Below are 10473 nucleotides of genomic sequence, written 5' to 3'. Positions count from 1 at the left end.
AAGGAGCTAACATAGGCCAAAAATACCACGCAATTATTCACCGTTACTTATGCGTGGCTACTTAAAAGCAAGCCTTGGCAGCGGTCGCGGAACTGCTACTGCCGGTGGTGCTGGCGACCAGCCGACAAGGTGGACCGCTCGTCGGCTGTCAAGGTGATAAAGCGCTTCTGCATCCCCAAAGATACCCAAACCAGAAGGTAGAAATAAATGTGGCCTAGCACTTACCCTCATAAACTTACAATCCCTCCTACCCTAAAAACCCTTTTACCCCGGCGCTGGGTAGTGCGGCGGCTCGGCCCCGCCTGCCCGCCCGCGGCGCCAGCCACGGCACAGCACCGCGGCCAGCCCCATGCCCAGCGGCGGCGCCACCAGGTACACCCACAAGGCCCGGAAGTCCTGCGCCGCCACGGCCGAGGCCAGCGAGCGGGCGGGGTTGAGGCTCATGCCGGAGTAGGGCGTCTCGACCAGAATGTAGAGCGCGATGAGGCCGCCGATGAGCCACCCGGCCACTTTTTCGAGCCGTGCGTGGTGCAGGGCGCCCAGCAGCACGGCCATCGAAACGAAGGAAATCAGCAGCTCGGCACCGAATGCCACGCCGGCCCCGTCCGGGCCCGGCCGGGTCGTGATGTGGTGCACACTGGTGTGGGCGTAGTAGCGCCCCAGCACCTGCTTGCACCAGCCGGCGCCGGCCAGGCCGCCCAGCACCTGGGCCACCCCGTACCAGAGCGCATCGGCCCCGCGCAGTTTGCCCAGGCACCAAAAGGCCAACGTCACGGCCGGGTTGATATGGGCCCCCGACTGCTTGCCCCAGGGGCTATAGACAATGGCCACAATCACGAAGCCCATGCCCACGCCCAGCACGGCGCGCCGCCCCACTTCGTGCCCCGCCAGCGCCTGGTGCACCGGCGAAGCCGGGTGTTCGAGCAGCACCGTGAACACGCTGGCGCAGGCGATGAAAAACGCCAGCCCGGCTGCTTCGGCCACATAATGGCGCCAGTGGCTGCGCAGCGCGGCCAGCAGCGCCCGCCCCGGCCGGCCGGGCAGCGGGGCGGTTTGGAGCGCATCGGCCGCCGTCCTCATCGCAGCAGGGCCGCCGCCACCGCCGCGGGCGCTTCGAGGGGTAGCAAGTGGCCGGCGCCGGGCACTACGGTGCAGCGGGTGCCGGCGGGCAGGTGCGGCAAGGTGAGCCGCTGCTGGGTGGCCGGAGCAATGGAGCGGTCCTGCGCGCCCACCAGCAGCTGGCATGGCACGGCCAGCCCCACCAGCAACCCGGCAATGTCCTCGCGGGCGCCGGCCCGGAGCCAGGCGTCCCAGGCCGCGCGGGTGCTGCGCAGGTTATCGGCCACGACCTGCTGGCGCTGGGTAGCCGTGAGGGGAAGCGCGGTGATTTTTTGGAAGGTTTTTTCGGCCGCTTCCGGGTGGCCGTAGGCGGCCAGGGCGGCGGCGCGGTCTTCGTCCGTCATCGGCTCGCCGGCCGGCGGCGAGGGCGCGAGCAGCACCACCCCCCGCAGGCCGGCCGGGCGCCGGGCCGCCAGCGCCAGGGCAATTTTGCCGCCCATGCTGTGGCCAAGCAGGACGAAATCGCCGGGGGCATGGTCCTGCGCGTAATCGGCCACCCAGTCGGCGTAGGCGCTCATCGAGTAGTCGAAGTTCGGCGGGGCGGGTTGCCGGCCGAAGCCGGGCAGGTCGGGGCCGCAGAGGGAGGTGCCGGCCGGCAGCAGGGCCCGCACGGCGTCGAACGCGCGGCCGGCGCCGGACCAGTAGTGCAGCGCGAGAACAGTGGGAGGCATGAGCGGGAAATGAATTCCTGATGTTACGCAGTCGTTAGTCATCTTAGCCCGTTTAGCAGCTTATGAGCTGATGTTACGCATTCGTTGGGTCACGCGCTGGCTGAGCCAGACCACCTACGGCCCGGCCGAGGTCTGGCGGCAGGCCAAGCCCCTGATTCGCCCGGCCGAAGCCCGGCAGCCGGCCGGCGGGTTCGCCGTGCTCATCGTCGACGATTCGGTGCTGGAAAAGGCGCATACCAACGCCAACGAGCTGATTTGCACCCATTGGAACCACAGTCAGCAGCGCTACGTCAAGGGCCTCAACTTTGTCAGCCTGCGCTACCAGGCCGGCGAACTGGCCCTGCCCATCGCCGTCGAGCTGGTGCGCAAAACGGTGCCCGTTTACCAGCCCAAGACCCAGCAAACCAGCTACCAGAGTCCGTTCACCAAGAACAGGTACCTACAGCAAATGCTGCGCATGGCCCTACCGGGGTGGCCCCAACAACAGGTGGCCTACCGCTACCTGCTGGCCGGCTCCTGGTACGCCTCAGCCGAGAACATGACCCTGGTGTAAGCCCTGGGCCACCGCTTTGTTTTTGCCCTCGAAAGCAGCCGCACCGTGGCCTTGAGCGCGGCCGACCGTGCGCAAGGCCGGTTCCAATCCGTGCAGTCGCTGGTGTTTCCCGCTACGCAGCCCGTGCGCGTCTATTTGCGGTCCGTTCAAGAGGCGGTGCTCGTCAGTAAACAAATCTTTATTAATCAAGACGGTAGCTAAGGCGTGTTGTATCTGGTCAGCAGCGACACCGACCTGGACCAGGCCCGATTGACCACGATTTACCAGAGACGGTGGAAAGTGGAAGAGTACCACAAGTCGCTCAAACAGAATGCGTCCATGTGAAAGGCGCCCACCAAGACCCTGGCCACGCAGGCCACCCATTTCTTTGCCGCCGTGCTGGCCTACACCAAACTGGAGGTGCTCAAGCTCAAGTGCGGCATCGGCCATTTTCGCCTCAAAGCCCAGCTCTATACCGTCGGCCTGAAAGCCATGTACCAGCAACTCGCCCTACTCCGTGCGTAACATCAGTTAATAATTGGACTAAGAATTACGGTAAGGCGCGAAACAGGGTAAATCAGCCTTCGACTTCCCGGGCGAGCAACTCAGTTGGAACGAGGCAAGCGTTCAGCAGTGGCCGGTCGCTTTAACTGGCATGAACGGGTCGGTCAGGGTACCGGAAAGCTGAAAAAGGGACCCAGTGGGTACATTGATTACCGTTACGGGTTTCAGGCACCACGTTTTACCGGGCTGACAGCGCGCGAGCGGCGGTAAGTAGCTTATACCCGAAATCCCTCCTTTTCAGATACCCTGCCTTGTGCGCAAAGTAAGGCTAGGCGAACCTGTTACCCCCCTGCAAACAGCTATGGGAGCAAGCTAAAAAGGGTTAAAGGCTGCTGTAAATCAGCTTATTATTCACTTAACGTAATGCTTGGTCCAATTACTAACGCAACCCCGGATAAGGAACCGAGTCAAGGCCGGCCACCGGCCGCGCGCGGGGCAACGCTTCACGTTACGGCTGGCCACTCCCGCCCGCGGCCCCGTAGACCTGGCCGGTGGCGTAGCTGGCGTCGCTGGCGGCCAGCTGCACGTAGATGGAGGCCAGCTCGACCGGTTGCCCGGGCCGGCCCAAGGGGGTGTCGCCGCCGAACTGCTTCAGCTTCTCCTGGACGGCGCCGCCGCTCACCTGCAAGGGCGTCCAGATGGGGCCAGGCGCCACGCCATTCACCCGGATGCCCTTCGGGCCCAGCTGCTTGGCCAGCGACTTGACGTAGCTCATGTTTGCCGCCTTGGTCATGGCGTAGTCGTGCAAATCGGCCGAGGGGTCGTAGGCCTGTTCCGAGGTGGTGCTGATGATGGCCGCGCCCGGCTTCAGGTGGGGCAGCGCCGCTTTGGTGAGCCAGAAGGGGGCGTAAATGTTGGTTTTCATCGTCCAGTCGAACTGCTCGCTGGTGATATCGAGCAGGGAGGCGTTGGCTTGCTGCCGCGCCGCGTTGTTGACCAAAATGTCCAGCCCCCCGAGCTGGCGCACCGCTTCTTCGACCAGTTGCTTGCAAAACGCCTCGTCGCGCAAATCACCGGGAATGGCAATGCCTTTGCGTCCTTCTTTCTTGATGAGGGCAATGACTTCCCTGGCGTCGGCTTCCTCGGCCGGCAGGTAGTTGATGGCCACGTCGGCCCCTTCGCGGGCGTAGGCGATGGCCGCCGCGCGGCCCATGCCCGAGTCGCCCCCGGTAATCAGGGCTTTGCGCCCCGCCAGCCGGCCCGAGCCTTTGTAGGAGGTCTCGCCGTGGTCGGGGCGCGGGTCCATTTGACTGACCAGGCCCGGCCACGGCTGCGACTGCCCCTTGAACGGGGGCTTGGGGTACTTGGTGGTGGGGTCGACCAGTTTGTCCGCTACCGGCGCCGCGGCGGCTACCGCAGATAGGGGCGAGACGGCCGCCATGGCCAAGCCGGCGCCCAGGCCGCTGAGGACCTCGCGACGGCTGAGGTTGTTTTCTTTTTTCATGGGTTGATGAAATGATTGTTTGCGTAGGTGAGTTAATTGCCCAGCGCGGCCGCAGCAGCAGGATGTAGCAGGCTCGCCCAGACTACTATTGCGCGTCTTTCAGGAAGACCGTGTCGACGACGTAGCGGAAGCACGCTTCTTTACCGTTCCTTTTGTCGAAGGCGTCGTTGATGCCCTGCATCTTAATCCTTTCGACCCCGGGCAGGATGCGGGGCTCAGCGCAGAATTCCAGTACCTATCGCGTCTCGCGTCCCGGCGATGCCGCCGATAATGGAGCCGGTGAAGGAGCGGCGGTGCATGGCCACTTCCTGGTTGTCGAGCGGGGTGCGCTCGACGGTCACCGGCTTGAGGCCGTTGAAAACGGAGCCGGTGGCCCCGTATGCTTTGGTCGGAAGGATTTCCATGGGTCAAGGGGTAAGAAGAAGGCAGTAAAAAAGGGCGTTACTGCGTCTGGCAACGAGAAAAGAGGCTAAGCCTTGGCAGGATGTACGAACTCGGAGCGGCGGGGTTCGCAGCGTTGAGCTTGTTCCAACCGGCCCCGAGCGAAGGCTGCTTTGGTGGAGGCCGCAGCGGCAACGTGCTGCCCACTGCGGCGTACCGCAGCGTCTGACGCCGCCTCAGCCCGACCAGCGGCTTGGTGGGCACCCGCGTGACCCTCACCGGCACCAACCTTAGCGGGGCCACGGGCGGGCGCTTCAACGGCACGGCGGCCACCACGTTCAGCGTGCGCACCGCCACGACGGCAACGGTAACCGTGCCCCCAGGGACCACCACGGGCAACGTGACGATTACTACGGGGGTCGCACGCTAGTAGGAACGGAAAACAACGCTAAGCCCACTTGACCACCAAAAACGGGCTGATTTGTCTCACCAAGTCAATCATTCAGGCTGGATTGAACCGTTGATACGTGAGGTGAACAAAAACTACACACCAGCCTGCTCAGAACCTGCTTTTCTCAAAAACTGCCTTGACAGCGTTTAAACGCACGTATTTTGAGACACCCGCCTGTCTTGGTTTTCCCTACCGATACTTTCTGTTCCTACTCTTGTGCTACCCCTACTCCTAGACCCTACCACGCTAGCACCAGCAACGAACGCACTGGTCGTGCCCCTCCCTACATCGGTATCGGCTACCTCTGATGCTGCCCCAGATGCCACAAAGCCAGCCGGAGCGGTAAAAATGTTTAGCCAGCAGGCCAGGGGCAAATGGATGGGCTCGCTCTTCGTTAGCAATAACACGCTCACCTTTACTCCCAGCACGGCCTTCAAACCCGGTGAGACGGTGATATCCGCCATCACCACTGCTGTGCAAACCAGTAACAACAAAAATCCAGCCCCGCCTCGCATTTTCCAGTTCGCGACCGGCGCGTTCGGCGGCGGCTCTGATGTAGGTGTAGGCAGCGTCCCCGACAGCGTGGCGGCAGCCGACGCCGGGCATTGCGCTCGTTATTGCCTGGCGCGCCCGCAACTTCAAATCAGAACTAGCTCATAACCTGTTTATTGTCTTCTGGATTTCGGCTAACTCCTGCTGGATGCTGAGCGATTTCTTCGGCTTCAACACGGTACGCATCGGCACGCTCACCGGTTGGTAAGCACCTGGCCATCGTCCCGTCTGGCATTGGCTTAGGCATTCTGGCCTACTACTACCTCGTGCAGAAGCCGCGCGAATCAATGGGTAATTAGGGCTTCCGCACCAAAACTTGCAGCTGTGTTTCCAGAGTCTGGAGGTACTTTGGCAGCAGTAGATTTGTGAAGTTTCCAACGCCTCACCTGCGTTTACAAGCATTGGAAGCAGCTGTACAAAATTTGGTGCGGAAGTCCTAATGGGTAGTGGGTAATGGGTAGTGGGTAGTGGGTAATGAAAGAACGTCATGCTCATCTGGCGTTCCGACAGGAAGCATGACGTTCTTTCATTACCCACTACTCACCGCGCCAGCATTTTAAGCCGCAGCACCAGGCTAGAAGCCATGATATAGAGCGAGTGCCCGTCATCGCCCCAGGCGCAGTTCGATACGGGCTCGCCGGGGTCGATGGTGCCCAGCAGCTGGCCCTGCGGCGAGAGGATGAGCAGACCGCCGAAGCCCGCTGCGTACACGTTGCCCGCCCGGTCCACCTTTAGGCCATCGGGCACTTCCTTGAAGCGGGGGCGGGGCAGGGCCGTCATATCGAAAAATAGCCGAGGCTTGGTCAGCTTACCGTTTTTGCCCACCTTGTAGGCCAGAATGAGCGGCCGCAGCGAGTCGGCGTTCGACACGTAGAACGTGCGGCCGTTGGGACTCAGGGCCAGGCCGTTGGCAAAGGGTACGTCGGTAATTTCGGCGGTGAGCCCGCCGTCGGGGGCGCGGCGAAACACGCCGGTGTAGGGCAATTCGCGCAGGCTGGCCGGCCCTGATTTGGGCAGGCCGAAGGGCGGGTCGGAAAAGTAAAATGCTCCGTCGGGGGCCACAATCACGTCGTTGGGGCTGTTAAAGCGCTTGCCCTGAAAATTATCGGCCACGGTACGCTTGCCGCTTTGCTGGCCGAGGGGCAGGCTGGCCAGGCGGCGGTCGCCCTGCTCGCACAGCAGCAGGTTGCCGCGCCCATCGAGGGCCAGGCCGTTGCTGCCGGGCTCCTTGCCATACGGCATCCGGCCGGTGTAGCCGCTGTATTCCAGGAACTTGCTGCGCTTGCCATCGGCCGGCCGCCAGCGGTAGATGGTGCGGCTGGGCGTGTCCGAAAACAGGAGCATGCTGCTGTCGGGCACCCACAGCGGGCCTTCGGCATGGGTATGACCCGAGGAAATAACTTCGAGCTGCGCGCCGGGTGCCACCAGCTGGTCGAGGGCCGGGCGGTGGCGCACAATGCGGCCGGTGGTGAGGGGCGGCGGCACTTGGGCCGCCACTGAACCGGTTGGCAGGGCCAGCAAAGTCAAAAAAGGGTAGAAGACGGCGCGCATGGTCAGGCGGGCAACTAGGAAACAGGCCGAAGCCCCGTAAAACTGCGTGGTTCTACCGCCGCATGCGCCACAAGGTTGCGCTGGCGTGGGGGAAGCCCAGCTGCCAGTACCCGCTCGCTAACCCTGGGCAAAAGCTACCCGTATGGAGGGTACGCGGCATCCCTACCCCCCGCGTGCCAACCATGCTGGCCCATTTATTTCTGTGCTCCGCCGCCACACTCCCGGTTATCGCCCAGGCGCAAGGCCTCGGAATACCGCTGGAGGAAGTAGCACAACTGGGTCGCCACCAGCCCATTGGCGTGGGTGTGTCGCACGCGGGCCGCATCTTTCTAACCTTTCCGAAAAAGAAAAACGACAGGGATTACGAGTACAACTACGGCCTCGTGGAGCTGGTGAAGGGCCAGCGCATCCCTTACCCCAACGCGCTGTGGAACCAGTGGGACTCGACCCAGGCCGCCACCCGCTTCGTGAACGTGCAGGCCGCCGTGGTCGATGCCGACGACAACCTGTGGGTACTCGACCCCAGCAACCCCGACGACCAAACCCCAGTCATCGCCGGCATTAAACTTCTGCGTATAAACCTGACTACTAATAAAATAGAGCGAATCTATCGCTTCGAAGACCTGCCCCGCGAGCGCACGGCCCTCAATGACGTGCGCATAGACACGCGCCGACAGCTGGCCTACCTCTCCGACCCCGTGCTGGCCGCCCTGGTGGTGCTCGACCTGCGCACCGGTAAAAGCCGCCTCGTGCTGCAAGGTGCCGAATCGACTGCCACCGAGCCGGGCTTCGTGCTGCGGCTCGATGGCAAAGAAGTGAGAGACAAAACGAATAAACCCTTTAGCAGCAATGTGAACGGCATTGCCCTCACCCACGATTTCAAGTACTTCTACTACCGAGCCATCAATCAAACCAAGCTCTACCGCATCGAAGCCGAGTACCTGGCCAACCCTGCCTTGTCGCCCGTCGAGCTGGCTAGCCACGTCGAAGTGGTGGGCGAAACCGGCGTGAGCCACGGGATGCTGACCGACGCGGCCGGCAACGTTTACCTTTCCGACTCACCCAACTACGCCATCCGGCGCGTTACGCCCGCCGGCCGCTTCGAGCTGGTAACCACGGACCCGCGTCTGAGTTGGCCCGATACCTTCGCGCTGGGCCCCGATGGCTACCTCTACCTCACCGCTACCCAAATAAACCGTGCCCCCAAGTGGAACGGCGGCGAAAGCAAAGTGGATTATCCTTTTCGCTTATACCGGCTAAAGCTGCCGATTAATTAACCGTCAGGGTAATAAAAAAGGGCGGTGGTCTGTTTTAGGGGGAGGGGATGTTTATCAATGATAAACTTGATTCGGGCCGCGTGCATCGCTAACGATTTGCTGAAGGAACAGGATTTGCGCACGAGTACGCCACAGCGCTGGCGCAGCGAACAATTGAGGGCTTCGACAATGCTCGTTTGCCCTTCGCCCTTCGGACCGGGTCGGGTCGGTGCTGCCAGCGTGGCAGCCCCTTGGCGTAGGCTTTCCAGAGGCCAGTGAAGTACCAGCAGTGGCGGCGATACCGCTGCGGTAGCGCGGCCCATAAGCGCCGTAGCGGGGCTTCGCCCCATCTGCCCAGTATTCAGCCCACAATGCGGCGGCTAGCCCGCTCGACAACCAGCCACACCCAACCTTTCCGCTTTTACGGCCCATGAACGTCCATGTCCCATCCAATTCCAGCGCTTCCCACCGTTTACGCTGGGCCTTTTTTGGCCGTAGCCGCAGCAGGGTTGGCGAGGGAGCCGCCGTTTTTTTTTACCCGTTTGGCGCTAGTCATCCGGGCCACGCCGGTGGCGCGGGCAATGCTGCGTTGCGAATTGCGCTTCACTGGCAGGACATCAACCTGCGCGTACTGCGCCGCTGTGCGCACCGCCGCTGACACGAATAAGCCCTGGTAGCGGCAGGCCGTATACTGGTATTTAGGCTGCCCGTTTTTGCTGTCGTTGCGCCGAATTTGTCCGCTGCCACATTTGGCGCAGTAATGGCCTTGGTTAAAAGTTTGGTACAAAGGTTAAACGGGCGGCCACTCGGTGGGCGTACCGCCGCCCGCTGGTGTTGCCTCGGCGGGGCCAGAAAGGTGCACCTTTCTGTCGCATCCTAAAAAGCGCCGATTTAGCCTGTTTTTGCGGGTCAAGAAGTAGGTTCTGAAAAGTATATTTGTGAGCTATACTTTCTGAGCCCATGCAACACACCTATGGCTATGCCCGCGTTTCGGCCGCCGACCAGAACCTTGATACGCAGCTGAAAGACCTAACCCGCGCCGGGTGCACCCGCATCTTTCAGGAGAAGGTATCGGGCACCCGTACTCGTAGCCACGCGCTCGACGAGCTACTGACTGCCGTGCGCGAGGGCGATACGGTGGTGGTGAATCGGTTGGCTCGGTTAGGGCGCAACACGGTGCACACGATTCAACTGGTGGAGGAGTTCAACCGGCGCGGGGTGCACTTCCGCGCCCTCGACCTGGGCATCGACTCGCGCACGCCGGCCGGCAAGATGATTATTGGCGTGTTTTCGTCCTTCAACCAGTACGAGCGCGAGAACAACCGGCAGAAGAGCCTGGCGGGCATCGCCTTGGCCAAGCAACAGGGTAAGCACTTGGGCCGGCCGGCGGGGCGCGATGCCGAGAAGGTGGCCAAGGTGGCCAAAGCGCTGGCCAAGGGCTTGTCAGTGGCCGAAATTGTCACCCTGACGGGTATCAGCCGCGCTAGTGTGAAGCGTTATCGACAAAAAGTAACTGAAAATTAGAGGTTTAGACTGTCAAAGAACGCACATTATCCTATGTTCAGACACGACCTATTAATTTAGGTCAATGAAGGAAAGGAGTGGAATAAGATTCTTCTATTATGGGGCGATAGAGCCCGTTTAACATGACAATCCCCGCTCTTTTCTAGGGTTACTTTGGACAGTTCCAGTAGGCCATGAGCCTGTATCAGGATAGTAAAAGACTCCTTAGAGCAGTTTCCAATTCAGTGTACATGATAGCCGCAATGGTCAAACCAGTTTTTGGCCTCGTGCTCGCTTATCCATTCGGCCGCCGTGCGAATGGATAAGCGAGCACGTCACGGGTGCGGGCCTGGGCCTTGCGCAGCCAGGTCTTAAGTTTGCTGAAGGCCAATTCAATCGGGTTAAAATCGGGGGAATACGGAGGCAGGTACAGCAGCCGCGCCCCGTAT

The 10473-nt window shown here is 61.6% G+C and carries 9 protein-coding genes and 3 pseudogenes; 5 read left to right on the top strand and 7 right to left on the bottom strand.

What is annotated here, in order from left to right; genetic code table 11:
* Window positions 1–264: 264 nt before the first annotated feature.
* Complete coding sequence (locus IEW17_RS20080) at window positions 265–1080, bottom strand: MIP/aquaporin family protein (protein WP_188563851.1); 816 nt, start codon at window positions 1078–1080, stop codon at window positions 265–267.
* Window positions 1077–1790, bottom strand: coding sequence for an alpha/beta fold hydrolase (locus tag IEW17_RS20075; RefSeq protein WP_188563850.1), 714 nt, complete (start codon window positions 1788–1790; stop codon window positions 1077–1079). Before IEW17_RS20075 ends, IEW17_RS20080 begins: the two co-directional genes overlap by 4 nt.
* Before the next feature lie 88 nt (window positions 1791–1878).
* On the opposite strand from IEW17_RS20075, the pseudogene IEW17_RS21610 reads away from it, so the two are divergent.
* Window positions 1879–2847, top strand: a pseudogene (locus IEW17_RS21610) (transposase); the annotation flags it as partial.
* A 487-nt stretch (window positions 2848–3334) separates the two neighbouring features.
* Here IEW17_RS21610 and IEW17_RS20065 read toward each other — a convergent pair.
* Both IEW17_RS20065 and IEW17_RS20060 read right to left on the bottom strand, forming a co-directional pair.
* On the bottom strand, window positions 3335–4330 hold the full coding sequence (locus IEW17_RS20065; RefSeq protein WP_188563848.1) for an SDR family oxidoreductase: 996 nt from the start codon (window positions 4328–4330) through the stop codon (window positions 3335–3337).
* A 215-nt stretch (window positions 4331–4545) separates the two neighbouring features.
* Window positions 4546–4734, bottom strand: coding sequence for a hypothetical protein (locus tag IEW17_RS20060; protein ID WP_188563847.1), 189 nt, complete (start codon window positions 4732–4734; stop codon window positions 4546–4548).
* A gap of 221 nt (window positions 4735–4955) precedes the next feature.
* Between IEW17_RS20060 and IEW17_RS20055 the strand changes: the two are divergent.
* A pseudogene (locus IEW17_RS20055) lies at window positions 4956–5141 on the top strand (IPT/TIG domain-containing protein); the annotation flags it as partial.
* Between the two features lie 237 nt (window positions 5142–5378).
* On the top strand, window positions 5379–5822 hold the full coding sequence (locus IEW17_RS21545) for an Ig-like domain-containing domain (RefSeq protein ID WP_373286178.1): 444 nt from the start codon (window positions 5379–5381) through the stop codon (window positions 5820–5822).
* A 432-nt stretch (window positions 5823–6254) separates the two neighbouring features.
* Here IEW17_RS21545 and IEW17_RS20050 read toward each other — a convergent pair whose 3' ends face one another.
* Entirely contained in the window at window positions 6255–7265 is a 1011-nt protein-coding gene (locus IEW17_RS20050) for an SMP-30/gluconolactonase/LRE family protein (protein ID WP_188563845.1), read from the bottom strand.
* Between the two features lie 182 nt (window positions 7266–7447).
* On the opposite strand from IEW17_RS20050, the gene IEW17_RS20045 reads away from it, so the two are divergent.
* Entirely contained in the window at window positions 7448–8542 is a 1095-nt protein-coding gene (locus IEW17_RS20045; protein WP_188563844.1) for an SMP-30/gluconolactonase/LRE family protein, read from the top strand.
* A 451-nt stretch (window positions 8543–8993) separates the two neighbouring features.
* On the opposite strand, the gene IEW17_RS20040 is transcribed toward IEW17_RS20045, so the two are convergent.
* Window positions 8994–9308, bottom strand: a complete 315-nt coding sequence (locus IEW17_RS20040) for a hypothetical protein (protein ID WP_188563843.1) — start codon at window positions 9306–9308, stop codon at window positions 8994–8996.
* A gap of 173 nt (window positions 9309–9481) precedes the next feature.
* On the opposite strand from IEW17_RS20040, the gene IEW17_RS20035 reads away from it, so the two are divergent.
* Complete coding sequence (locus tag IEW17_RS20035; protein ID WP_188563842.1) at window positions 9482–10045, top strand: recombinase family protein; 564 nt, start codon at window positions 9482–9484, stop codon at window positions 10043–10045.
* 318 nt (window positions 10046–10363) lie between these two features.
* Here the strand turns inward: IEW17_RS20035 and IEW17_RS20030 are convergent.
* Window positions 10364–10473: pseudogene (locus IEW17_RS20030) on the bottom strand (transposase); the annotation flags it as partial.

Source organism: Hymenobacter frigidus (assembly GCF_014640435.1).
Lineage (GTDB): Bacteria > Bacteroidota > Bacteroidia > Cytophagales > Hymenobacteraceae > Hymenobacter > Hymenobacter frigidus.
The sequence above is the reverse complement of the archived record's forward strand: the minus strand, read 5'-3'. Positions and strand labels throughout refer to the sequence as shown.

What these genes read in the sequence shown, in the direction of transcription:
- IEW17_RS20075 (WP_188563850.1), bottom strand. Translation starts at nt 1,790, where the DNA reads ATGCCTCCCACTGTTCTCGCGCTGCACTACTGGTCCGGCGCCGGCCGC.
- IEW17_RS20060 (WP_188563847.1), bottom strand. Translation starts at nt 4,734, where the DNA reads ATGGAAATCCTTCCGACCAAAGCATACGGGGCCACCGGCTCCGTTTTC.
- IEW17_RS20035 (WP_188563842.1), top strand. Translation starts at nt 9,482, where the DNA reads ATGCAACACACCTATGGCTATGCCCGCGTTTCGGCCGCCGACCAGAAC.
- IEW17_RS20080 (WP_188563851.1), bottom strand. Translation starts at nt 1,080, where the DNA reads ATGAGGACGGCGGCCGATGCGCTCCAAACCGCCCCGCTGCCCGGCCGG.
- IEW17_RS20065 (WP_188563848.1), bottom strand. Translation starts at nt 4,330, where the DNA reads ATGAAAAAAGAAAACAACCTCAGCCGTCGCGAGGTCCTCAGCGGCCTG.
- IEW17_RS20050 (WP_188563845.1), bottom strand. Translation starts at nt 7,265, where the DNA reads ATGCGCGCCGTCTTCTACCCTTTTTTGACTTTGCTGGCCCTGCCAACC.
- IEW17_RS20045 (WP_188563844.1), top strand. Translation starts at nt 7,448, where the DNA reads ATGCTGGCCCATTTATTTCTGTGCTCCGCCGCCACACTCCCGGTTATC.